Source organism: Flavobacterium sp. KKT103 (assembly GCF_055640565.1).
The window spans coordinates 570,541-594,604 of record NZ_CM145766.1 but is presented as its reverse complement, the minus strand read 5'-3'; the positions used below and the strand labels follow the sequence as shown (position 1 = coordinate 594,604).

Here is a 24,064-nt window from a genome sequence, read left to right as displayed (position 1 = left end):
AAAAACTTTAAACAAAATACACGATAAGTTATGTACGGAAAATTAAAAGAGCATTTGCAAAAAGAATTGCAAACAATAGAAGATAACGGAATCTTTAAAAAGGAAAGAATCATCACCTCTGCTCAAGATGCGGAGATTACCATTTCGACTGGTGAAAAAGTTCTGAATTTTTGTGCCAACAATTACTTAGGATTGTCGTCACATCCAGAAGTTGTTCAGGCTGCAAAAGAGGCTATGGACACGCACGGTTTCGGAATGTCGTCGGTACGTTTTATTTGTGGGACACAAGATATTCACAAAACACTAGAAAGAAAAATTTCTGAATTCTACGGAACTGAAGATACGATTTTATACGCTGCCGCTTTTGATGCAAACGGAGGAGTTTTTGAACCCTTGTTTGGTGAGGAGGATGCTATTATTTCAGATAGTTTAAATCATGCTTCTATTATTGATGGAGTTCGCTTGTGTAAAGCGGCCCGTTATCGTTACGCCAATAATGATATGGCCGATTTAGAACAGCAGTTGATAAAAGCGAATGAAGCGGGAAGTCGTTTTAAAATAATTGTTACTGACGGTGTTTTCTCTATGGACGGTATAGTAGCCTCTTTAGATAAAATTTGTGATTTAGCTGATAAGTACGATGCGATGGTTATGGTTGATGAATGCCACGCGGCAGGATTTATTGGGGCTACAGGTAAAGGTACGCTAGAAGCAAAAGGCGTAATGGGTAGAGTTGATATAATTACAGGAACACTTGGTAAGGCTTTAGGTGGAGCTATGGGAGGATATACTACCGCTAAGAAAGAAGTAATAGAATTATTACGCCAGCGTTCAAGACCGTATTTATTTTCAAATTCTCTAGCGCCAGCAATCGTTGGAGCCTCTATTAAGGTGTTTGAGTTGTTAGAGAAAGACACTACATTAAGAGATCAATTAGAATGGAATACAAACTATTTCAAGGCGGGCATGAAAAAAGCAGGATTTGATATCGTTGATGGTGACTCTGCAATAGTTCCTGTAATGCTTTATGATGCGAAATTATCACAAACTATGGCTGATGAGTTACTGAAAAAAGGTATTTATGTAATCGGATTCTTTTTTCCTGTTGTTCCAAAAGATAAAGCAAGAATAAGAGTACAGCTTAGTGCAGCACATACAAAAGAGCAGCTAGACCAAGCTATTGCTGCTTTTGTTGCGGTTGGTATAGACTTAAAAGTTATATAATTTTGTTTCGAAATTATAAAATTGCCATTTTTCGCTCACATTTTGTTTTTTTTTTAACATTCTATTTTGTAGTTAAAGATTTACGCATTACTTTTGCTAATAATTAACTAAATTGTAATTAAAATTTTTAAGTATGAAACATCTTAACAAACTCTTAGTTGCTGTAATGATGGTGATGGGATTAACATCTCACGCACAAGACAGTAACAACCCATGGGCTCTTGCTTTTGGAGCTAATGCGATAGACACTAGAACTAGCGCAGGTCAACAAGATTTCCACCATTTTGATCAAATGTACAATATCAAAGACAATTGGAATATTCTTCCTTCTGTATCTTATTTGAAATTGTCGAAATTTGTTGGAAGTAATTTTTCAGTATCTCTTCAAGGGTCAGTAAATAAAATGAGCAAATTCGTCGTTGATGTTAATCCAGTATTAGTTACTAATCCAGGAGACTTGATGTATTACGGAGTAGATGGAGCAGTTAGATATAGTTTTGCTAATCTAATTAAATCAAAAGTAATTGATCCAAGTGTAAACTTAGGTGGAGGTTATACTTTCCTAGGAAAATCAAGCTATGGTACTGTTAATGGAGGTGTAGGTCTTACATTTTGGTTGTCAGAGAATGTTGGTTTAGAATTTGGAACTACTTATAAAAAATCTTTTGGACAAAGAATGTCAACAGTTGGTTTCCCAATTGCACCTTCTTACTTTCAACACACTGCTGGTATCGTTTTCAAATTTGGAGGTAAAGATACTGACGGAGATGGAATCTACGATAAAGATGATGCTTGTCCAGAAGTTGCTGGTTTAGCTCAATTTAAAGGTTGTCCTGATACTGACGGAGATGGAATCCAAGATAGTGAAGATGCTTGTCCAGAAGTTGCTGGTTTAGCTGCATTCAATGGTTGTCCTGATACTGATGGAGATGGAGTAGCTGACAAAGATGATGCTTGTCCAGATGTTGCTGGTTTAGTAGCATTGAAAGGTTGTCCAGATGCTGACGGAGATGGAGTAGCTGATAAAGATGATAAATGTCCTACAGTTGCAGGTCCTAAAGATAACGCAGGTTGTCCTTGGCCAGATACTGACAAAGATGGTGTTTATGACAAAGATGATATGTGTCCTACAGTTGCAGGTCCAGCAAGTAACAAAGGTTGTCCTGAAGTAACTGCTGAAGCAATGGATGCTCTTAAAATGCAAGCTAGATTCATCTACTTCAACAGTGGAAAAGCAACTTTCAAAGAAAAAGATGTTCCACAGAGATTAGACGCAATGGCTAATGTTCTTAAAAACTATCCTAACTCTAACTTCTTAATTGAAGGTCACACAGATTCTGATGGAAGTAATGAATACAACCAAGGTCTTTCTGATGATAGAGCTGCTGCTGTTAAAGAAGCTTTAGTTCAAAGAGGTATCAACGCTAGTAAAATTAGTACAGTTGGATTTGGAGAAACTACTCCAGTTGCTACTAACAAAACTGCTGCTGGTAAAGCATTAAACAGAAGAACTGAAGTGAAATTAGTAAAATAATTTCTTTCAAAATATTTTAAGAAAACGCCTCGATTTATCGGGGCGTTTTTTTTATTTTTATGAAATGATAAATAATTCGTTTCTAGAAAAAATTGCACAGGTTTTAATTCAAGATTACTCTGATATATTATCGGATACTATTGTAGTCTTACCCAATAAGAGAGCTAAGATATTCTTAATCGAAGCTTTAAAGAAACAAGTGAGTGCTAATATACTTTCTCCTGAAATTATTAGTATTGAAGATTTTATTCAAGATATTGCTGCCATTCGTACTGTCGATCCTATAGAGTTGTTATTTGAATTCTATGAAGTGTACTTGTCAGTCACTGAAAAATCAAGCCAACAATCCTTCGAGTTATTTGCTAATTGGGCAAAAATGCTATTGCAAGATTTTAACGAAATCGACCGCTACCTATTAGACCCTAATTATGTGTTGTCCTACCTAAAGGACATTGAAGATATCAAAAAGTGGGGAATCGAAGTAGAGAATAAAACACAACTGCTCGAAAACTATATTGATTTCTGGAAATTATTACCTAATTACTATCAATCGCTCTATACCCATCTTTTAAAAAAGGGGATTGGATATCAAGGATTAATTTATCGTCAGGCTGTCACTAATCTTATTCCGTTTTCAAAAACAATTTCAGATAAAAAATATGTATTTGCGGGCTTTAATGCTCTAAATGCCTCTGAAGAAAAAATAATTCAACATCTCATTGCTTCCGATCAAGCCAAAATATATTGGGACGCTGATCAAACCTTCTTAAACGATCCGTATCATGATGCGGGATTGTTTTTAAGACGTTTTAAGGCGAATTGGAAGCATTATAAATCCAACCCCTTTGAATGGATCGTGAATGATTTTGCTGAAGCCAAGAATATTCAAGTTATTGGCACACCCAAAACTATTGGCCAAGCTAAAATTACTGGAACTATAATAGAAAAAATCATCAACGAAAACCCAACAGCTTCACTGGATAAAGTGGCGGTTGTTCTAGGTGAGGAAAATGTTCTCGTACCATTATTATATTCCTTACCATCTACGGTAGGTGCTTTAAATATCACCATGGGTTATTCGAGCAAAAACAATCCTGCACAAATATTGATTGCCAAACTGTTTAAAATGCATACTAACGCTTTGTCTCGAAACGCAAAAAGTTATGTGCTGTATTACAAAGATGTATTGGATATTTTAACGCATCCTTTAGTAGAGCCTTATGCTAAAACGTCTGTTTTAATAAACACAATCAATCAAAATAATTATACCTTTATTACACATCAAAAGGTACTTGATCTACATCAGGAACCAACAGAATTATTCTCCTTGCTGTTTACTAAATGGAACAATGGTTCTATGGCTGTATTACAAATGCTTTCCAATTTATTATTAACGATCAAAAATAATTTGAGCAACGATAGTGAAGAGGAGAAAATAACTAAGGCATTTGTATTTGCTATTTTTAAAGTAATTAATAAGCTGATTAATTATTATTCGCAACATGAACACATAGATAAAATTGACACACTCTACGCCATATACAAACAGGTTATTGATCTCGCTGAAGTTTCTTTTGAGGGTGAACCACTGAATGGCTTACAAATTATGGGAGTCTTAGAGAGTCGTGTTCTTGATTTTGACACGGTTATTGTAACCTCCATGAATGAAGGGAAGTTTCCAGCAGGTAAATCTCAGAATTCCTTCATTCCGTATGATGTGAAACGTGAGTTAGGATTGCCAACTTTTAAAGAGAAAGATGCTATTTATACCTATCACTTTTATCATTTATTACAGCGTGCTAAAAATATTTATTTGCTGTACAATACCGAAAGTGACGGTCTAGATGCTGGTGAGAAAAGTAGGTTTATAACGCAGTTAGAAGTAGAGAAACAACCCAATCACAATTTATCACATGAGATTTATAATGCCGTTTTACCCGAGACGGCTTACATGCCTATGGTTATTGAAAAATCGGATAGTGTGATGGACCGCTTGAAAGAGATCGCTACCGTTGGTTTTTCACCATCTGCATTGACGAGTTATATTCGGAATCCAATTCAGTTTTATTTTCAAAAAATTCTACGTATTCGCGAAGTCGAAGAAGTCGAAGAAAATATAGCTTTGAATACTTTGGGAACCATTATTCACGAAACATTAAAAGTATTGTATGAACCGTTTATTGGAAAGTTTATATCTGAGGCGGCTATCGAAAATTGTTTTAAATTAATTGACGCCGAGGTGCTCAAGCAGTTTAAAGTGGTTTATAAAGAAGGCGAAATTAAAAAAGGACGCAACCTCCTAGCTTTTGAAGTGGCTAAACGGAATGTGTCTAATTTCCTGAAAGTAGAACTAGAAAGCATTAAGGCAGGCGATGCAATCAAGATTATCGCTTTAGAACAAACATTTCAAAGAACGTTAACGCATCCTAGTTTACCTTTTCCGGTATTGATAAAAGGGAATGTGGACCGAATAGAAGAACGAAATGGTACTATTCGAATTATAGATTACAAAACAGGAAAAGTTGAAAAAGCGAGCGTAACTCTTAAAACGTGGAAAGGACTTACGGAGGAGATTAAAAACGATAAAATTATTCAGGTTTTAGCCTATGCTTTTATGTACGAGAATGAAGTTAATGGAAAGCCAATTGAGGCGGGAATTATCTCGTTTAAGAATTTAAAGTCGGGATTTTTACCTTTTAATTTTAAAGAGGAAAAAGACAGTGAATTCATTATCAACGATGCAATAATGAACAATTATCTCGAGCAGATTGTCTTGTTACTTCAAGAAATTTTAGATCAGAAAATTCCGTTTGAGGAAAAAGTTGTTTAGTAAATAGACTATCTAATCAGAAATTTTAAAAGTAAGAGTGGTTTATTCTGTTATAATTATTCCATCAATCATTTCTGTTTCGCTAGGTTTTTCAAACCAAGTTTCCATAAAGTCAAAGTTTTCTTTCGATACTTCAAATTCGAATGTGACTCCCTTTTCATTATTTCTTTCCATCACTCTTTGCCACCTCGTTTCTTTGGAGATATCTAAAAGATGAGATTTCGTTAGATATCCATTTTCTACAGCAAATTTTCTAAATTTTGCGCGATGCTCTAGTTTAGAAAGTCCAAGATCTAAAATAGAATCTGTTCTTGAATTTTCTAATTGCATTACTACATCTAATATTATGGTTTCGGCTCTTTCTATTCGTTCCAGAAACCATTCTAAGCCGTCCGTTGGCTTTTTGTCAGTCAAAAATAAGGTATTGTTCCATTTGTCAATAGAGAAAATCACACCGTTTACTTCAACTTTTAATTGGTTAGAATAGGTCGTTTTACCAGAACCCGTATTTCCTATTATTAAATGAATCATATTCTTTGTTTTGAATGTTTTAAATCTTTTTTAAAAACTGTAATAAAACGGTTGTAAGTTCTTCTTGATTTTCGATATGTGACATATGTCCGTCAGGAAAAGTAACTAAAGCTACATCCGTATTTACAATTTGCTTTTTAGTATCCTCGTACTCTAAAACAGGATCTTTTTGTCCCAATATTAGTAATTTAGGATAAGGAGTTAAGTGTAGCAAAACCTCTCGATCTAACCTTATTTTCATTCCTTCTAGTGAGGCAACGATGGCTTGAAGTGGCGTTTTTAGCGCTTCGGTTTTTACATTTTCAATTTCAACGCGTAGTCTTTCGCGGTTGTTTTCACTGAATAAATTAGCAATTGCTAAACTTACAAAGCCTTTGTAATTTTGCTTCACCGCCTTAATCGCGCGGTCTCGGTTTGTTTTTCTTTCCTCGCTGTCGGCATTTGCAGTGGAGTTCAATAAAACCAAACCTTTCACAAAATCAGGGTACAAGTCCGCAAAAGCCAAGGCTACGTAACCCCCCATCGAGTGTCCTATAAAAACTGCTTTTCTAATCCGCAATTCCGCTAAAACCGCATGCACTGCATCGGCATTATCCTCCATACTGTGCACATAACCCAAGCATTCCGTTGCGCCATGACCCAATAAGTCAATTGTGATGACTCTGTTTTTTTTAGAAAGAGGAGCGATGTACTGTTCCCACATTTTTTGATTTTCCAAAAAACCATGGAGTAGCACAACCGCAGTTCCTTTGCCAGTATCAGCGTATGCGATGCTTGTATTTTTAAATTGTGTAGTTTTCAAAGCCAAATTTTAGATTACAAAAGTAGGATTATTTATTTTTTAAGGAGCAGACTAATGCGGTATTGTTCCTGATTCCTCCCGCTTTTCGCTTTATCTTTTATGTTTTGAAAAAAAACATAAAAGGATACCGCTGCAATCGGGGCTAGTTTAGACGTTAATTGCTTTTAAGAGGCTTGATGATATAGAATCAATCCTATTGAAATTTCAGATAGTATGTACTACCATAATTTGTTAGAATGACAAAGTTGCTAGTTTTTTTGTTTTACTGGGTTACTAAGAATAACAAGGGAATTGTCTTTTCTAACTAAAGTGCACCACCCTTATTTGTCATTCTGACGAAGGAAGAATCTCTACAATGATTGTTAAGTATTTTCAGAATGAGCATTATACTTATTTGTCATTCTGACGAAGGAAGAATCTCTGCAGCGATTACTTTCTATTTTGTAAAAAAATCATTTTTTTATTTTGTGGATATCGGACCGTTTTTAGTGTGTTGTTGTGATCGTGTTGATTAGATTCTTCGTTCGTCAGAATGACAAAGTTGTCAGTACAATTCTGTGATGTAAATAGATTTATCATAATGACAAATAGTTGAAGAGCAGTTTTAAATACAAAACGGCTTCCATTTCTGGAAGCCGTTAGTTATTATTTTGAAATCCTTCAGTCATCAGGATTACAAGTTTAGAGTGAAAGTCAAGTTGGCAATGATACTTTAAAAACGATTATCGCCATCTAATAAATTACCTAATCCACCTAATAAGCTTCCTTCGCCTCGGCTGTCTCCGCCGGCTCTTGGTGCTGATGCAATGATTCTATCAGCTAGTCTGCTAAACGGTAGCGATTGTATGTAAACTGTTCCTGGACCGCGTAAGGTTGCGTAGAACAATCCCTCGCCTCCAAAGATGGAGTTTTTGATACCGCCAATGAATTCGATATCATAATCAACATCTTTAGTAAAACCGATAATGCATCCCGTGTCTACTTTTAAAACATCGCCTGCTTTAAGTTCTTTTTTAGCCATGGTTCCGCCGGAGTGTACAAAAGCCAGTCCGTCACCTTCAATTTTTTGCATGATGAAACCTTCACCACCAAACAGGCCGCGACCTAGTTTTTTAGAAAACTCAATTCCTACCGATACACCTTTGGCAGCGCATAAAAAAGAGCTTTTTTGACAAATGAATTTCCCTTGAAATTCGGTTAAGTCAATAGGAAGGATTTTTCCAGGATAAGGAGAGGCAAAAGACACCTTACCTTTGGTATGGGCTTGATTGATGAACGCGGTCATGAATAAGCTTTCGCCGGTTAGGACTCTTTTTCCCGCGCTTAACAATTTGCCGAACAAACCAGATTGCTGCTCTGATCCATCGCCAAAAATGGTTTCCATTTGGATGTTATTGTCCATCATCATGAAACTGCCTGCCTCGGCAATTACAATTTCTTGTGGATCTAATTCTATTTCGACGTATTGCATTTCCTCGCCAAATATCTCGTAATCGATTTCGTGTGCTTGCATGATTTAAGTTTTTTTGATTGAAATAATAAGTTGATTTGTAGGGCGAAATGTTACAACTATTTTTGTTTTTTATCACTGTTTTAACAATCGTGTTTTGAAAATTAATAGTGAATTCTAGCCCTGATGGCAGTGGCATCCTCTTGTGTAGTGGCAACGGAACAAGAGATATAACGAACAGCAGGTGAGAGCGTTTGCATAAAACGGAAATAGCTGCTCCAAAAAAAAAACAGCCTAGCTTGCGCTAGACTGTTGCTTTTAAAAAGTTGGATATGATTATTTATTCATTAAACTCTCGATTTCATCGATTTCGATCGGGATGTTGCGCATCAAGTTAAATGGTTCGCCTGACTCTTGAATCACGACATCATCCTCAAGACGGATTCCGAAACCTTCTGCAGGAATGTAAATTCCAGGCTCTACAGTAAATACCATATTGGCTTGCATTGGCTCAGTTAAAATTCCGTAATCATGCGTGTCCAATCCCATGTGGTGTGAGGTTCCGTGCATGAAATATTTTTTGTAAGCGGGCCAGTCTGGGTTTTCGTTTTGCACATCGGCTTTATCGATTAGACCAAGGCCAAGCAATTCTGAAGTCATTAATTTACCAACTTCGATATGGTACTGTTTCCATAATGTCCCTGGAACAAGCATTTTTGTAGCTTCGTTTTTTACATTTAAAACAGCGTTGTAAACCGCTTTTTGTCTGTCAGAATATTTTCCTGAAACCGGAATTGTACGCGTCATGTCGCTAGAGTAATTCGCATACTCAGCACCAACATCTAATAGGATCAAATCGCCTTCGCGACATTGTTGGTTGTTCTCGATGTAATGCAAAACGTTAGCATTATTTCCTGAACCAATGATTGGCGTATAGGCAAAACCTTTAGAACGATTGCGAAGGAATTCATGAATAAATTCGGCTTCGATTTCGTATTCCATTACATTAGGTTTCACGAAAGATAGGATGCGTCTAAATCCTTTCTCAGTGATGTCACACGCTTTTTGAATTAAGTCGATTTCTTCACTCTCTTTGATCGAACGAATGCGTTGCAAAATAGGATTGCTTTTGGCAACAGCATGTGCTGGATATTTGTCTTTCCACCATTTTACAAAACGAGCTTCACGCGTTTCGGTCTCTACTGACGCACGATAGTGTTCGTTAGTGTTAATGTAGATCGTCTCAGAATGTGTCATTAGTTCAAACAAAACTTTCTCAAATTCCTGCAACCAATAGACGGTTTTGATACCTGAAACGGCCAAAGCGCGCTCTTTGGTTAGTTTTTCACCTTCCCAAACTGCGATATGTTCGTTGGTTTCTTTTAAAAACAAGATTTCTCTTTGGTGCTCGTAAGGAGCATCTGGGAAAAGCAAAAGGATACTCTCCTCTTGGTCCACACCTGATAGGTAAAAAATATCACGATGTTGTGCAAATGGCATAGTACTATCGGCACTAATTGGGTATATATCGTTAGAGTTGAAAACGGCAACACTTTTAGGCTTCATTTGAGCCATGAACTTGGCGCGATTTTTTATAAATAGGTTGCGCTCAATTTGATGGTATTTCATAATACTATAGTTTTTACTTTTAATTACTCAAAAATACTAAGATTAAATTGTTTCTGGCTGGGAATCGCATAATTTTATAATAAATCTTTAAAACAGGAATTGGCTTTGCAAGTCGAAAAGGAGATTGAAAGAGTTAAAATATTTTTAAAGAAGGATGTAATCTAGCGAACGTTCTTTTTTTTAGTCATTTTGATTTTTAACGTATATTTGAATCATGAATATGGAAAAGGAATATATCAAGTTAATTTTTGGGCTCAAGCTCAAGCAAGCGCGCACGAACAAGGATCTTTCTTTATTTGGCTTAGCCAAAATCACCGAATTATCTAAGTCGTATTTGAATGAAATCGAAAAAGGAAAAAAATACCCTAAGACGGATAAAATAATTCTTTTGGCTGAGAAACTAGATGTTTCCTACGATCATATGGTTTCGTTAAAACTAGATAACAATTTAGCGCCTATTGGTGAAATATTGAAATCGGGAATTTTAAAAGAGATTCCGCTTGATATTTTTGGAATACAAGAGAATGATTTAATTGATATTATTGCCAATGCACCGGCAAAGGTAAATGCATTTATCAGCACAATTATTGAAATTGCACAGCATTACAACCTGAGTAGAGAAAGTTTTTTTCTAGCCGCTTTGCGCTCGTATCAGGAGGCGCACAATAACTACTTTGAAGATTTAGAAGATAAGGTGCTTGATTTTTCGAAAGCGTTCCATATTGATATCAATACTAAAATTTCGCTAGAAGAATTAACTGCAATCTTAAAAGAGGAATACGGATATACGATTGAAGAACTTGTTTTTTCAGAGCAAGAAGAGTTGGGCGATTTGCGTTCAATTTTTGTACCCAAAAGCAAGACGTTACTGTTGTCCTTAGATATTGATGCACAGCAAAAAGCGTTTATTTTAGCCAAAGAAATTGCGTATAATTATTTAGGAATCAAAGACCGATTGTATACTTTTAGTTGGATAAAATTTGACAATTTTGATCAGGTATTAAATAACTTTTATGCTTCTTATTTTGCCGGAGCTTTATTGCTACCTCGAAAAAAACTAATCGAAGCCCTGAATGCTTTTCTTTCAAAAACGCACCCCACAGCAGATGAAATGATAGCTTTGATGAATCAGTTTAATGTTTCGCCAGAGTCTTTTTATCAACGATTGACAAATATATTACCAAAGGATTTTCAGTTGAAAAACCTGTTTTTTCTCCGCTTGTCTCATAAAATAGGTTCGGATTCCTATCAAATAAAAAAAGAATTACATATTACGCACCAGCAAGAACCTCGCGCTAACGAAATGAATGAGCATTATTGCCGTCGATGGGTTTCGATTCGCACTATTGAGGCCGCCATTGCCCAAAAGAAAGACCACTTTTTTAGTGCTCAAATTTCGAGATATGACAATAGTAATAATGAATACTTTGTGTTTTCATCAGCTACAGAAGACCCTTTCAAAAAAGACCATCTACGCAGTATCTCAGTTGGTATATTGATGAATGCAACAATGAAAAAGAAGTTCAAGTTCATTGAAAGCGGAATCGTAAAAAAGGAATTAGTAGGGGTAACTTGTGAAACTTGTGCTGTGAAGGACTGCGAGGTTCGAGCAACGCCTCCAATTCATCTGGAGAAAAAAAAGAGAAACGAAAATACTGATTTGATTGTTCAAAAGTACATGGAGAAATTTAGTTAATTCTGTTTTTGACAACGTATTGGTTTTTAATTAAATACATTTTGTAATTGTGTCCGAACCGATTATAGATTTCTTTTATTAGGACTTTAATACTCTATTGCAAATTTTGGTTTATTTAATTTTAAATCTTTGATTTTTATCTACAGTTCGTACAACCGTGTTGTATTTGTGATTTTTCGGCATTATTTCTTCAGTTTTTAAAAAAGGCATTGCTTGTATTTTGTTTAGTGTTTTGAACAGGATTAATTTCTAATTTACTGTTAAGCATCGCTTTAAATTTCTATTAATTTGAACACTTTAAAATGATTATAAATAAGAGCGAAAAGGTTGTAGTTCAAATCTAATTGCTTTATTTTTGTATTATTTTTTAAAACAAACTACAAAATCTTATGGCAAAATCTGAATTATTGAAATCGTCAATAGCAAAAAAAGTTGCAATGGCTCTTTCAGGACTTTTTTTGATGTTGTTTTTAGCACAGCATTTTTTTATCAATATGACTTCGGTTTTTAGCGCCGATACTTTCAATTCTATCTCCCATTTCATGGGTAACAATCCTTTAGTTCAATTTGTTATTCAGCCGATATTGATCGTTGGAGTAATTTTTCACTTCATCATGGGATTTGTTTTGGATTTTAAAAATAGAAAAGCAAGACCTATTTCATATGTGAACTATAACGGTGGGGCTGCTGCTTCGTGGACGTCTAGAAATATGATCATCACAGGATTAGTAGTATTAGCTTTTTTAATTTTGCATTTTTATGATTTCTGGGTTCCAGAGATGGTTTACAAATATGTAGAGTTTAGTCCGCTAGACGAAACAAGATATTTCCCAGAGCTAGTTCATAAATTCGAGAGCCCAGTACGTACTGCATTGTACTGTATTTCTTTTGTGTTGTTGTCTTTACACTTGCAACATGGTTTTAGTTCTTCGTTTCAATCAGTTGGGTTCAACAACAAGTACTCTAAAGGTTTAAAAAATTTCGGATTAGGTTTTGCAATCTTGATTCCTTTTGGTTTCGTTTTCATTGCATTATTTCATCATTTCAATCATTAATATTCACTTATTATGGCATTAGATTCAAAAATTCCAAATGGTCCTATCGCGGACAAATGGACAAATTATAAAGATCACATTAATTTAGTAAACCCTGCTAACAAGCGTAATTTAGATATTATTGTTGTTGGAACAGGATTAGCAGGTAGCTCTGCTGCTGCAACTTTAGCTGAATTAGGTTACAACGTAAAAGCGTTTTGTTTTCAAGATTCACCTCGTCGTGCGCACTCTATTGCTGCACAAGGGGGTATTAACGCTGCAAAAAATTATAAAGGAGACGGGGATTCTGTTTTCCGTTTATTTTATGACACTGTAAAAGGAGGAGATTATCGTGCTCGAGAGGCTAACGTATACCGTCTAGCTGAAGTGTCCGCTAATATCATCGATCAATGTGTGGCTCAAGGAGTACCATTGGCACGTGAATATGGTGGATTATTGGACAACCGTTCTTTTGGAGGTACATTAGTTTCTCGTACATTTTATGCGCAAGGACAAACTGGACAACAATTATTATTGGGAGCTTACTCTGCTATGAACCGTCAAATTGGTCGTGGTAAAGTAAAAATGCACCACCGTCACGAAATGCTAGATTTAGTAATAGTAGACGGAAAAGCAAGAGGAATTATTGCTCGTAATTTAATTACTGGTGAAATCGAAAGACATTCAGCTCACGCAGTTGTAATCGCTTCTGGAGGTTACGGTAACGTATTCTTCTTATCAACAAATGCAATGGGTTCTAATGCTACTGCAGCATGGAAAATTCATAAAAAAGGAGCGTTTTTCGCAAATCCTTGTTACACACAAATTCACCCTACTTGTATCCCAGTTTCAGGAGACCACCAGTCTAAATTAACTTTGATGTCAGAGTCATTGCGTAATGATGGACGTATTTGGGTTCCTGCTAAAGCAGAAGATGCTAAAGCAATCCGTGAAGGAAAGAAAAAAGGAACAGATATTCCTGAAGCAGATAGAGATTATTTCCTAGAAAGAAGATATCCTGCTTTTGGTAACTTAGTACCACGTGACGTTGCGTCTCGTGCGGCTAAAGAAAGATGTGATGCTGGTTTTGGAGTAAACAAAACAGGTGAAGCAGTTTACCTAGATTTTGCTGCAGCAATTCAACGTTACGGAAAAGAAGCGGCTTATGTAAAAGGACTTGATGAAAATGATAAGGCAGTAGTAACAAAATTAGGTACTGAAGCGGTTAAAAGTAAATACGGAAACTTATTCCAAATGTACTATAAGATCGTAGATGAGGATCCTTATACTTCTCCTATGATGATTTATCCAGCAGTTCACTACACAATGGGTGGTACTTGGGTAGATTATAACTTAATGACGACAATCCCAGGATGTTTCTCTATTGGAGAATCAAACTTCTCTGAGCACGGTGCAAACAGGTTAGGAGCATCTGCTCTAATGCAAGGTTTAGCTGATGGATATTTCGTATTGCCTTATACAATAGGTGATTATTTATCTCCAGATATTAAAATGGGACCTATCTCTACTGACTTACCTGAATTTGCTGAAGCAGAAAAAGGAGTGAAAGAGCAGATTGAAAGATTCATGAACAATAATGGTACACACTCTGTAGATTATTTCCATAGAAAATTAGGAAAAATCATGTGGGACAAAGTAGGAATGGCTCGTAACGCTAAAGGTTTAACTGAGGCTATCGAAGAAATTGCTGCACTACGTGAAGAGTTCTATAAAGATGTTAAAGTTCCAGGAACTGATAAAGGATTTAATCAAGAATTGGAAAAAGCAACTCGTGTTGCCGATTTCCTTGAACTAGGAGAGCTTTTCGCTAAAGATGCATTACACCGTAATGAATCTTGTGGAGGTCACTTTAGAGAAGAATACCAAACTGAAGATGGTGAAGCAATGCGTGATGACGAAAACTTCGCATACGTTGCCGCTTGGGAATACAAAGGAAAACCAAGTGATGCCGTTTTACACAAAGAAGACTTGGTATTTGACACCGTTAAACTAGTTCAAAGAAATTACAAATAGAAATTGGTCCAAAGTCCAAAGTCTTAAATTCAAATGGCTACACACCACGCGAGTTTTGACTTTCAACTTTATGACTTTCAAACTTAATTAGTATGAAACTTACATTAAAAATATGGCGTCAAAAAAGCGCCAAAGATAAAGGAGCAATGGTTGATTATCAAATCGACGGAATTGAGCCAGATATGTCATTCCTTGAAATGTTAGACGTTTTCAATGAAGACCTAATGAGTAAAGGTGGCGAGCCAGTATCATTTGATCACGATTGTCGCGAAGGAATTTGCGGAATGTGTTCTTTGTTTATTAACGGAGAAGCACACGGTCCTGATCGTGGTGTGACGACTTGTCAATTGCACATGCGTATGTTCAAGGATGGTGACACCATCACAATTGAGCCTTTCCGTGCCGCTGCTTTTCCAGTAGTAAAAGATTTAGTAGTTGACCGTAGCGCTTTCGATAGAATTCAGCATGCAGGTGGATTTATATCGGTAAACACTTCAGGAAATACCATCGATGCGAACACAATTCCAATTGATAAAAATGACGCTGATGAATCATTCATGGCAGCAGCTTGTATTGGTTGTGGAGCTTGTGTAGCGTCTTGTAAAAACTCATCAGCTATGTTATTCGTTTCAGCTAAGGTTTCACAATTTGCTTTGTTGCCACAAGGTAGAGTAGAAGCTACGGATCGTGTTTTAAACATGGTTAGACAAATGGATGACGAAGGTTTTGGTAACTGTACCAACACTGGAGCTTGCGAAGTAGAATGTCCTAAAGGAATCTCTTTAGAGAACATCGCTCGTATGAACAGAGAATATTTGGCTGCAAGCCTAAAAGGATAAAAAGAGTCACTCTGAGCTTGTCGAAGAGTAAAACGCATTCATTCATTTGAATGCGTTTTTTTTATGGCGTTCCCTTTCAGGTCGGGCTATACGTTCCAATCTTTATAAAAATTCCATTAGCATTCCATTTTCATAAAGGATTTCCACTTTTATCCCTAACGCAAAAGATGTATATTTGAGAAACCCTTTGCTACAATGAAAAACTTTCTTGCGTCACTACTTTTACTATTATCCGTTTTCGGTTTCGCTCAAAACAACCAACAATACGTAAATCCGTTTATAGGCACCGGTGGTCATGGACATACCTATCCAGGTGCAACTGTACCGTTCGGGATGGTGCAACTTTCGCCTGATACACGAATCGACGGTAGTTGGGATGGATGCTCAGGGTATCATTACTCTGATTCCGTAATTTATGGCTTTTCGCATACGCACTTAAACGGAACAGGAGTTTCTGATTTTGGAGACATTATGATGATGCCTACGCTGGGTGAAGTTTCCTTTGATAATAAGGAGTATTCTTCTACTTTTTCACATACTAACGAAAAAGCAACTGCAGGTTTCTACTCCGTGAAGTTAGATAAGCACAATATCGATGTTAGTTTAACCACTTCAACACGTGTTGGTTTTCATCAATATACCTTTAATGCAACTGGTCAAGCTAATATAATAATTGATCTGAATCATCGAGATAAATTAGTGCAAGGCGAAATAAAAATCATTGACAACAAAACAATCCAAATTCTGCGTAGGAGTGAAGCTTGGGCAAGAGATCAATATGTTTATGCGCAAATTGAATTTAACGTTCCTATGAAAGTCTCGAAGGTAAAAGCGAATCAAGAGAATAAATCTGATTTCTATTCAGGAACGGAACTTAAAATAGCTTTTTCAAAAGACGTTAAAAAAGGAGAAAAAATTCTTGTAAAAGTAGCGCTCTCACCAACAAGTTATGAAGGCGCTAAACTAAATAGTTCTGAAATTAAAGGTTGGAACTTTAATCAAGTCAAAAAACAAGCCGAAGCCCTCTGGAACAAACAATTGTCTAAAATTGAAATCACAGAGTCGAATCCCGATAAGAAAGCTATTTTTTACACTGCCCTATATCATACCATGGTGCAACCAAATATTGCTCAAGATATTGATGGTAAGTACCGCGGCAGAGATAACAAGGTACACGAAGGCGAAGGCTTTGATTATTATTCGGTTTTCTCACTTTGGGACACCTTTCGAGCCGCGCATCCTTTATACACTTTGATCGAAAAAAAGCGTACCGCTGATTTTATAAATACCTTTCTGAAACAATACGAGCAAGGAGATCGATTACCCGTTTGGGAGTTGGCCTCTAATGAAACCGATTGTATGATTGGTTACCATTCGGTTTCTGTTATGGCTGATGCTATGGCCAAAGGCATAACGGGTTTTGATTACGAAAAGGCTTTCGAGGCGGCTAAGCATTCGGCTATGCGCGACGAATTAGGATTGAAAGCCTACAAACAAAATGGATTTATAGCGATCGACGATGATCACGAAAGCGTTTCTAAAAACTTAGAATATGCTTATGATGATTGGTGCATCGCTCAAATGGCGCAAATACTAAATAAAAAAAAGGATTTTGACTATTTTATGAAAAGATCCCAAAACTGGAAAAACCTATTCGATTGGAAATCGGGCTTTATTCGCCCCAAGAAAAATGGTGGTTGGGATATGCCTTTTGATCCTAGAGAGGTGAACAATAATTTTACTGAGGGTAATGCTTGGCAATATACTTTTTTTGTTCCGCAAGATATTCGTGAAATGATCGAAGCTTATGGCGGGAAAGAAAAATTTGAGGCGAAGCTGGACGAAATGTTCAACAGCGAGAGTAAAACAACTGGGCGCGAGCAAGTAGATGTTACTGGCTTAATAGGGCAGTATGCCCACGGTAACGAACCGAGTCATCACATGGCCTATTTGTACAATTATGTAGACAAGCCAGAGAAAACCACGGAGAAAGTACACTATATTTTAGATAATTTCTATAAAAATGCACCTGACGGCCTAATAGGAAACGAAGACTGCGGCCAAATGAGTGCTTGGTATGTGTTGAGTTCGATGGGTATTTATCAAGTTACACCCGGGAAAAACTATTGGGAAACGAATTTTCCAACTTACTTTAAAAAAGCCCAAGTTGATACAGAAAATGGTCTGATTACAGTTAGTTCAGAATTTGAAAGAACTGGTTTTCTTGCACAAGAAGGCAGGGAAACTGTTGATGAAATTCCTTTTGAACCTATTATTCCAGTACCAGTTATACAATCAAAAAGTAAATCGTTTCAAGATAAAATGATAATTGAAATTAGTTCTCAAAATCCTAAGGATAAGATCTACTACCTGTTAAATGGAAAAAATGATTTGCTAAAAGATACAAATTGGAAAGAATACACAGAGCCATTAGTGATTAACGAAACTACTGAAATTAAGACAAAAATAAATAACAGCGGAAAGGAAAGTACTGTTGCAACAGCCAACTACTTTAAAAAACCAAATAATTATAGTGTTGACATCAAATCTAAATACAATTCACAATATACCGCGGGAGGTATTGAGGGCTTAATTGATGGTATACACGGAGATGAAAATTGGCGCAAGGGAGAATGGCAAGGCTATCAAGATCAAGATTTTGAAGCAGTGATCGACTTGAAAGAAGCTCGGGCTATTTCTTCCATAAGTGCTTCATTTTTACAAGATTCTCGATCTTGGATTTTAATGCCTGCTTATGTACAGTTTTACACTTCGGAGGATAATGTAAATTACAAAATCGTAGATTCCCCAATTTTGCATTCGGTGGACCCAAAAGACGATACAACCCGAATTATGCCTTTTACAATTAATCTGAAAGTGCCGAAAGTGAGATACGTGAAAGTTTTTGCTAAAAATTTTGGTAAACTACCAGCCTGGCATCAAGGGTATGGAGGAGACGCCTTTATTTTTATTGATGAAATTACAATCAAATAAACCTATTGCAAACTTGTTGATTGTCACTTTATAATTCTAAAACATTCTAATAAAATGAATATAGCCTTAATCCAAGCATCGCTAATTTGGGAAAATCCCGATGCTAACAGAAACTATTTTGAAGATAAAATAAACGGTATTAATGACAATGTTGATTTAATCGTACTGCCTGAAATGTTTACGACTGGTTTCACCATGAATCCCAGCGCAGTTGCAGAAACTATGACAGGAAAAACGGTATCGTGGATGCAAACTTTGGCGAAAGCCAAAAACACAGCAATAACAGGAAGTGTGGTAATCAAGGACAATAGCAGTTTTTACAATCGAATGTTGTTCGTATTTCCTTCAGGAGAACTACAGTTTTATGATAAGCGGCATTTATTTACCTTGGCAGGAGAAGGCAAGGAATACACCGCGGGCGATGCTAAGTTAATTGTAGATTATATGGGTTGGAAAATCTGTCCCTTTGTTTGCTATGATTTACGTTTTCCTGTATTTTCCCGTAATGTCAATCAAGAATACGATTTGTTGCTTTATGTAGCGAGCTGGCCCAAAACACGAATTAAAGCGTGGGATACACTACTAGCAGCGCGAGCTATTGAAAACATGAGTTATGTAATTGCGGTTAATAGAATTGGTCAGGACGCTAACGATTACCAATACGTAGGTCATTCGCAAGTCATAGATATGCTTGGGGAGCAGCTTGTAGAGCCATCAGAGTTGGAGGGAATTTATTATGCTACACTTGATCGCGAAAAACTAATTGAAACACGACTAAAACTAAATTTCTTGAACGACCAAGATGCTTTTGAAATTAAAAACTAGATCTTCTGCTGTTGTTAGGATCTGCTTTCTTTTTTGGTTCAGGTGTATACGGAATACTCAAATCAAAAAATTCTACATCGTCCCAATTGGCGCGTACATCTCTAATTGTTTTTGAAAAATAAATGACTTCTTCAGGCTGAATTTTTTCTATGTAATTCCCTGAATCCCATTTTTTATTTTTGTTGTCATCGTAAATAACACGGAGGTTAAATGTGTTGGGCTGCAATAAATTGAATTCAATTTTAGTTTCACTGTTGCTGTATTCACTGGCGATGAGTTCGCCTTTTTCATCGGTTAGCTCAATGAGTACTGGAAAACGTTTTACATTTTGGAGATTTACAATTAAATTGCCATATTCCTCGGTTTGTTGGGTAGTCGTTTTGAAACTTAAACTATCATTGCTAATACCAAAAAAGTCAGTGGCTGCGCCAGGGAGTAGCGAGAGGGTGTATTTTTCCGAAGGTTCTTTTTTGAAATCAAAGTACCACTCTTGCAGAAAGTCGTCATATACAGTTGTGAAATCTACGGCAACAGAATCTTTATTAACTAACTTGATTTTACTAGTGTCAAATTTTACTAACGGTGTACCACTAGTTACTAGATAACGATCTCTAAAATGCAAGACACCATTGTATTTTGGAGTCAAGGTTAGCGTGTCTTTTTTTTGGTCTTTTATTTTTACAACAAAATTCTTGATGTAATTCTGTTCGCTTATCGAGACACTTAATGAATCAGTCTTTAAAGGTTTAAACCATACGTTTAATGAATCTTTTTTAGGATATTGGGTTGTCAGACTTTCTACTATTTGGTTTTTATTTTTCACTACAACCTTAGGTCGGCTAGCTATTTTCGATAGATCACCTTCATATCCCAAAAGTAGTTTGTTGCCGGATGCCTGTGTTGGTTTAAAAGCTCTGAATGGAAGCGTTTCTTTAAATAACTCGAGTTCGTACACGGTGTCATTAGGTATCGTAATATAATTTTTGATATACCCTATTTTCTCTTTTGATAAATCAAATATATTGTTTCCGTTATAATCCTTTAATGCTACTAAAAGATATTTTCCTGCCTTTAGGTTTTCTAGTTTAAAGGTTTTTAAGCTGTCGAGTGTATTGGTTATGTAGCTTGGCGGTTTTTTATAAATGATGGAATCGTTAAAGGTATCATTCACTTCGTATAAATGAACGGATACAAAAGCATCTGCTTCTTTTTCAATGGCATCTTTAATTCGTCCTTTTAGTGAAAGTGAGTCGATATAATTTCCGGTGGAGAAAACATATTTAAATTGATTTAACGGATTACCCTCATTGTTATCGGCAATGCTTTGGCCAAAATTAAAACTGTAGGTAGTGTTAGGGGCTAAAGTATCTTTTATTTTTATAGAAATAGTTTTACTAGCATTTAGCGGAGTAATCAACGGCTCGTATTTTAAAGGAGGGGAGATTACCAGCTGTTTGTTTAGATTTTTAAGTTTGATGTATTCATCAAAAACTAATTTGACCTCTTTGCTTTTAAAATTCGTACTATAATTAGCTGGGAAACTTATTTTTAAAGTTGGCGCAATTGAATCTTTGAAGCCACCGGTAATGGTTCCCCTTTTAGCACAACTAGCTAGGCCTATCAGAAGGAGCAATAAAAAATATTTGATATAGTTTCGCAACATGAAATTCAGAATTTATAATGCACAAAATAACGATTATATTTATTGGAATGGAAACTTTTTGGCGATTTATTAAGATGCCTTTAAACAGGCTGAGTTACGAGATAAATTCAATCTTTAGTTTTTAATATGTAATTTTGTGGTAGAAATAATTTACATTCGAATAAGATAGTTGACATGATGAGAAAAATAGAACACATAGGTATTGCAGTAAAAGATTTAGAGGCTTCCAATTTGTTATTTGAAAAGCTTTTTGGTCAACCTTCATACAAGCAAGAAGAAGTAATTAGTGAAGGTGTAATGACTTCATTTTTTGAAAATGGTCCTAACAAAATTGAACTGCTTGCTGCTACCAATCCGGATAGTCCTATTGCGAAATTTTTAGAAAAAAAGGGAGAGGGGATTCATCACATCGCATTTGATGTAGAAGATATTGAAGCAGAGATTCAAAGGTTGAAAGGCGAAGGTTTCGTAGTGCTAAATGAAACCCCTAAAAAGGGGGCTGACAATAAGTTGGTGGCTTTTTTACACCCAAAGAGCACGAATGGTGTTTTGATCGAGTTGTGTCAAGAGATAAAATAATTGTCACGCACCACATTTTTATAAATCTAATAATCAGTAGGTTTGTATTGGGTTAGATTTAATTAGCTGTTTTGAGACAAAACTATTATTAAAATATTTGGAGCAAACGAAAAATAGTGGTAATATTGCAAACTCTTAACCGGTCCTATAGCTCAGCTGGTTAGAGCACCTGACTCATAATCAGGTGGTCCCTGGTTCGAGCCCAGGTGGGACCACAGAGATAAACCCTTTAAATTTTTTTTTAAAGGGTTTTTTTGCTTTACAGTAAAACCAAAACGTACAAAAAGTCGTATTTTTAGTAGAAGGATATTGTTTTTCAACGATTATCTTAAATTAGATTTCTTTTTTTGCGTTAATTTACTATTTTTGAATTCGATGAAGGTTTTTACAAACAAATTTTATATAACAGTCATTTTTCTTTTTGGAATGATGGGCGCATTTGCTGGTACTGTACCAGCTTCAGGGCCGCCAGCTCCAACAGGCAAAGTGCCGCCTCCACCTCCTGGATTGCCTATCGATGATTACATTGTTTTATTGGTTATAATAGCTGTTATTTTTGGATATTATGTAACTGAAAGTAAACGTATAAAAAATGAAACCCTCAATGTAGATTGAGAGTTTTGTTTTTTTACATATAGAGAATTTATTTATTTGCATGCAGTCTAGCTACATATTTTCCGATGACATCAAATTCTAAATTAACTTTAGTTCCTATCTTAAAGGACTGAAAATTAGTGTGTTCGTAAGTGTAAGGTATGATAGCAACGCTAAATTGATTTTTTTTAGAATTTACAACGGTTAAACTTACTCCGTTTACTGTAATTGATCCTTTCTCTATAGTTAGATTGTTGAGAGATGCATCGTATTCAAAGGTGTAGGACCAACTTCCGTTAGTTTCTTTAGCTTCAATACAATGTCCAACTTGATCAACATGACCTTGAACAATATGGCCGTCAAGGCGGTCACCCAGCTTCATGGCTCTTTCGATGTTTACTTGGTCACCTTTGGACCAATTTCCAATGTTTGTTTTTAAAACAGTTTCTTCAATCGCAGTGACTGTATAGGAGTTGTTGTTAATGGCTACAACGGTTAAACATATTCCGTTATGAGCGACACTTTGATCTATTTGCAGTTCGCTTGTTATGGAAGTCTCAACGGTGATGTGTAAATTATTCTGTTCTCGTTCTATTTCTTGGATGGTTCCAAGGGTTTCTATGATTCCTGTAAACATTCTTGTTTTATTTTACTAAATTTGTACCTCAAAATTAGTAATAAAAAGCCGTGGTCATGATGAAAAAAGCAGAAAATATAGTCGTTGGGATTTCGATTGGAGATTTAAACGGTATTGGAAGCGAAATTATTTTAAAAACTTTCGAGGATGCTCGAATGTTAGAGTTGTGTACGCCGGTTATTTTTGCCAATGTGAAACTGTTGTCTTTTGTTAAAAGAAATCTGAACTTAACATTGTCATTACACGGTATCGATAAATTGGATCAAGTAGTGCTCGGTAAAATTAACGTGTTCAACCTTTGGAAAGAGGGTGTTGATATAAATTATGGAGAAAATGATCAAAAAATAGGTGAATATGCAGTTAAATCATTTGTAGCTGCAACCACAGCATTAAAAGAAGGAGATATTGATGTTTTAGTAACTGCGCCTATCAATAAATACAACATTCAATCAGACGATTTTAAATTCCCAGGCCATACTGATTATTTAAATCAGGAGTTAGAAGGTGATGCTTTAATGTTAATGGTAAATGATAATTTACGAGTAGGGTTGCTTACGGATCATATTCCAATTAGTGAGGTCGCCGCTCATTTAACAGAGGAATTGATTGTTAAAAAAATAGAGACTGTTAGAAAATCACTGGTTCAGGATTTTAGTATCAACAAGCCAAAAATTGCTGTATTGGGATTGAATCCTCATTGTGGTGATGGCGGAGTAATTGGTAATGAAGAAGACGTGCTCTTAAAACCCGTCATAAAAAAAATATTCGAAAAAGGAACCCTTGTTTTTGGGCCTTTTCCAGCTGATGGGTTTTTTGGTAGTGGACAATATGAGAAATACGATGCGGTTATTGCGACCTATCACGACCAAGGTTTAGTGCCTTTTAAAACTTTATCATTTGGTGGTGGTGTTAATTTTACGGCAGGCTTAAGCAAAATAAGGACTTCGCCAGATCACGGTACTGCCTTTGATATTGCAGGTAAAGGTGAGGCTGATTATAATTCATTTAAAGAAGCGGTATATTTGGCTATTGATGTTTTTAGTAGTAGAATTCAGCACCAAGAAATTAGTCAAAAACCACTGCGAGTTAGAGAAAAATAGTAGTTCATAAAAAAAGATAAATAAGATTATTAGATTTGTAATAATTTTATATCTTTGCACTCCCGAAGT

General features: G+C 35.9%; 18 protein-coding genes and 1 tRNA gene. 13 read left to right on the top strand and 6 right to left on the bottom strand.

Going from position 1 to position 24,064, the window contains the following annotated elements; genetic code table 11:
* Positions 1-30 precede the first annotated feature (30 nt).
* The 3 genes from kbl to ACZ2G0_RS02525 all read left to right on the top strand — a co-directional run bounded on the left by kbl (position 31) and on the right by ACZ2G0_RS02525 (position 5,588).
* Positions 31-1,224: a glycine C-acetyltransferase gene (kbl, locus tag ACZ2G0_RS02535; RefSeq protein WP_470308859.1), complete on the top strand. Its 1,194-nt coding sequence runs from the start codon at positions 31-33 to the stop codon at positions 1,222-1,224.
* 133 nt (positions 1,225-1,357) lie between these two features.
* Positions 1,358-2,758 carry an OmpA family protein gene (locus ACZ2G0_RS02530; RefSeq protein ID WP_470308858.1) on the top strand — a complete coding sequence of 467 codons (1,401 nt, stop codon included), beginning with the start codon at positions 1,358-1,360 and terminating at the stop codon, positions 2,756-2,758.
* A gap of 64 nt (positions 2,759-2,822) precedes the next feature.
* Positions 2,823-5,588: a PD-(D/E)XK nuclease family protein gene (locus tag ACZ2G0_RS02525; protein ID WP_470308857.1), complete on the top strand. Its 2,766-nt coding sequence runs from the start codon at positions 2,823-2,825 to the stop codon at positions 5,586-5,588.
* A gap of 42 nt (positions 5,589-5,630) precedes the next feature.
* Here ACZ2G0_RS02525 and ACZ2G0_RS02520 read toward each other — a convergent pair whose 3' ends face one another.
* The 4 genes from ACZ2G0_RS02520 to ACZ2G0_RS02505 all read right to left on the bottom strand — a co-directional run bounded on the left by ACZ2G0_RS02520 (position 5,631) and on the right by ACZ2G0_RS02505 (position 10,000).
* Entirely contained in the window at positions 5,631-6,119 is a 489-nt protein-coding gene (locus tag ACZ2G0_RS02520) for a P-loop nucleotide/nucleoside kinase family protein (RefSeq protein ID WP_470308856.1), read from the bottom strand.
* Between the two features lie 19 nt (positions 6,120-6,138).
* Positions 6,139-6,921 carry an alpha/beta fold hydrolase gene (locus ACZ2G0_RS02515; RefSeq protein ID WP_470308855.1) on the bottom strand — a complete coding sequence of 261 codons (783 nt, stop codon included), beginning with the start codon at positions 6,919-6,921 and terminating at the stop codon, positions 6,139-6,141.
* Positions 6,922-7,633: 712 nt separating this feature from the next.
* Positions 7,634-8,434, bottom strand: coding sequence for a TIGR00266 family protein (locus tag ACZ2G0_RS02510; RefSeq protein WP_300287915.1), 801 nt, complete (start codon positions 8,432-8,434; stop codon positions 7,634-7,636).
* A gap of 273 nt (positions 8,435-8,707) precedes the next feature.
* Positions 8,708-10,000, bottom strand: coding sequence for an aminopeptidase P family protein (locus tag ACZ2G0_RS02505; protein ID WP_470308854.1), 1,293 nt, complete (start codon positions 9,998-10,000; stop codon positions 8,708-8,710).
* Between the two features lie 214 nt (positions 10,001-10,214).
* Between ACZ2G0_RS02505 and ACZ2G0_RS02500 the strand changes: the two genes are divergently transcribed.
* The 6 genes from ACZ2G0_RS02500 (at position 10,215) to ACZ2G0_RS02475 (ending at position 19,422) form a co-directional block, all read left to right on the top strand.
* Positions 10,215-11,696: a helix-turn-helix domain-containing protein gene (locus tag ACZ2G0_RS02500; protein WP_300287913.1), complete on the top strand. Its 1,482-nt coding sequence runs from the start codon at positions 10,215-10,217 to the stop codon at positions 11,694-11,696.
* Between the two features lie 389 nt (positions 11,697-12,085).
* A complete protein-coding gene (locus ACZ2G0_RS02495; RefSeq protein WP_470308853.1) occupies positions 12,086-12,751 on the top strand; it encodes a succinate dehydrogenase cytochrome b subunit in 666 nt (221 codons plus the stop codon).
* Positions 12,752-12,763: 12 nt separating this feature from the next.
* Positions 12,764-14,764, top strand: coding sequence for a fumarate reductase/succinate dehydrogenase flavoprotein subunit (locus ACZ2G0_RS02490; RefSeq protein ID WP_470308852.1), 2,001 nt, complete (start codon positions 12,764-12,766; stop codon positions 14,762-14,764).
* 92 nt (positions 14,765-14,856) lie between these two features.
* The gene (locus ACZ2G0_RS02485) at positions 14,857-15,603 is read left to right on the top strand and encodes a succinate dehydrogenase/fumarate reductase iron-sulfur subunit (RefSeq protein ID WP_300287910.1); all 747 of its coding nucleotides are present in this window, start codon (positions 14,857-14,859) and stop codon (positions 15,601-15,603) included.
* 195 nt (positions 15,604-15,798) lie between these two features.
* The gene (locus ACZ2G0_RS02480) at positions 15,799-18,597 is read left to right on the top strand and encodes a GH92 family glycosyl hydrolase (RefSeq protein ID WP_470308851.1); all 2,799 of its coding nucleotides are present in this window, start codon (positions 15,799-15,801) and stop codon (positions 18,595-18,597) included.
* A gap of 54 nt (positions 18,598-18,651) precedes the next feature.
* The gene (locus ACZ2G0_RS02475) at positions 18,652-19,422 is read left to right on the top strand and encodes an amidohydrolase (protein WP_470308850.1); all 771 of its coding nucleotides are present in this window, start codon (positions 18,652-18,654) and stop codon (positions 19,420-19,422) included.
* On the opposite strand, the gene ACZ2G0_RS02470 is transcribed toward ACZ2G0_RS02475, so the two are convergent.
* Positions 19,412-21,085, bottom strand: a complete 1,674-nt coding sequence (locus ACZ2G0_RS02470) for an Ig-like domain-containing domain (RefSeq protein WP_470308849.1) — start codon at positions 21,083-21,085, stop codon at positions 19,412-19,414. The two genes, ACZ2G0_RS02475 and ACZ2G0_RS02470, sit on opposite strands and share 11 nt — an antisense overlap.
* A 177-nt stretch (positions 21,086-21,262) precedes the next feature.
* On the opposite strand from ACZ2G0_RS02470, the gene mce reads away from it, so the two are divergent.
* From mce to ACZ2G0_RS02455, 3 genes are all read left to right on the top strand, one after another.
* Positions 21,263-21,664, top strand: coding sequence for a methylmalonyl-CoA epimerase (gene mce, locus ACZ2G0_RS02465; RefSeq protein WP_300287916.1), 402 nt, complete (start codon positions 21,263-21,265; stop codon positions 21,662-21,664).
* A gap of 141 nt (positions 21,665-21,805) precedes the next feature.
* Positions 21,806-21,879, top strand: a tRNA-Ile gene (locus ACZ2G0_RS02460).
* A gap of 160 nt (positions 21,880-22,039) precedes the next feature.
* Positions 22,040-22,279 carry a hypothetical protein gene (locus ACZ2G0_RS02455; RefSeq protein WP_470308848.1) on the top strand — a complete coding sequence of 80 codons (240 nt, stop codon included), beginning with the start codon at positions 22,040-22,042 and terminating at the stop codon, positions 22,277-22,279.
* Between the two features lie 28 nt (positions 22,280-22,307).
* Here the strand turns inward: ACZ2G0_RS02455 and ACZ2G0_RS02450 are convergent, their stop codons facing one another.
* On the bottom strand, positions 22,308-22,895 hold the full coding sequence (locus ACZ2G0_RS02450) for a riboflavin synthase (protein WP_470308847.1): 588 nt from the start codon (positions 22,893-22,895) through the stop codon (positions 22,308-22,310).
* A 56-nt stretch (positions 22,896-22,951) separates the two neighbouring features.
* On the opposite strand from ACZ2G0_RS02450, the gene pdxA reads away from it, so the two are divergent.
* Positions 22,952-23,995, top strand: a complete 1,044-nt coding sequence (gene pdxA, locus ACZ2G0_RS02445; RefSeq protein WP_470308846.1) for a 4-hydroxythreonine-4-phosphate dehydrogenase PdxA — start codon at positions 22,952-22,954, stop codon at positions 23,993-23,995.
* Positions 23,996-24,064 lie beyond the last annotated feature (69 nt).

What these genes read in the sequence shown, in the direction of transcription:
- ACZ2G0_RS02510 (WP_300287915.1), bottom strand. Translation starts at nt 8,434, where the DNA reads ATGCAAGCACACGAAATCGATTACGAGATATTTGGCGAGGAAATGCAA.
- ACZ2G0_RS02530 (WP_470308858.1), top strand. Translation starts at nt 1,358, where the DNA reads ATGAAACATCTTAACAAACTCTTAGTTGCTGTAATGATGGTGATGGGA.
- ACZ2G0_RS02505 (WP_470308854.1), bottom strand. Translation starts at nt 10,000, where the DNA reads ATGAAATACCATCAAATTGAGCGCAACCTATTTATAAAAAATCGCGCC.
- ACZ2G0_RS02500 (WP_300287913.1), top strand. Translation starts at nt 10,215, where the DNA reads ATGAATATGGAAAAGGAATATATCAAGTTAATTTTTGGGCTCAAGCTC.
- ACZ2G0_RS02490 (WP_470308852.1), top strand. Translation starts at nt 12,764, where the DNA reads ATGGCATTAGATTCAAAAATTCCAAATGGTCCTATCGCGGACAAATGG.
- pdxA (WP_470308846.1), top strand. Translation starts at nt 22,952, where the DNA reads ATGATGAAAAAAGCAGAAAATATAGTCGTTGGGATTTCGATTGGAGAT.
- ACZ2G0_RS02485 (WP_300287910.1), top strand. Translation starts at nt 14,857, where the DNA reads ATGAAACTTACATTAAAAATATGGCGTCAAAAAAGCGCCAAAGATAAA.
- ACZ2G0_RS02525 (WP_470308857.1), top strand. Translation starts at nt 2,823, where the DNA reads ATGATAAATAATTCGTTTCTAGAAAAAATTGCACAGGTTTTAATTCAA.
- kbl (WP_470308859.1), top strand. Translation starts at nt 31, where the DNA reads ATGTACGGAAAATTAAAAGAGCATTTGCAAAAAGAATTGCAAACAATA.
- ACZ2G0_RS02475 (WP_470308850.1), top strand. Translation starts at nt 18,652, where the DNA reads ATGAATATAGCCTTAATCCAAGCATCGCTAATTTGGGAAAATCCCGAT.
- ACZ2G0_RS02450 (WP_470308847.1), bottom strand. Translation starts at nt 22,895, where the DNA reads ATGTTTACAGGAATCATAGAAACCCTTGGAACCATCCAAGAAATAGAA.
- ACZ2G0_RS02495 (WP_470308853.1), top strand. Translation starts at nt 12,086, where the DNA reads ATGGCAAAATCTGAATTATTGAAATCGTCAATAGCAAAAAAAGTTGCA.
- ACZ2G0_RS02520 (WP_470308856.1), bottom strand. Translation starts at nt 6,119, where the DNA reads ATGATTCATTTAATAATAGGAAATACGGGTTCTGGTAAAACGACCTAT.
- mce (WP_300287916.1), top strand. Translation starts at nt 21,263, where the DNA reads ATGAGAAAAATAGAACACATAGGTATTGCAGTAAAAGATTTAGAGGCT.
- ACZ2G0_RS02480 (WP_470308851.1), top strand. Translation starts at nt 15,799, where the DNA reads ATGAAAAACTTTCTTGCGTCACTACTTTTACTATTATCCGTTTTCGGT.
- ACZ2G0_RS02470 (WP_470308849.1), bottom strand. Translation starts at nt 21,085, where the DNA reads ATGTTGCGAAACTATATCAAATATTTTTTATTGCTCCTTCTGATAGGC.
- ACZ2G0_RS02455 (WP_470308848.1), top strand. Translation starts at nt 22,040, where the DNA reads ATGAAGGTTTTTACAAACAAATTTTATATAACAGTCATTTTTCTTTTT.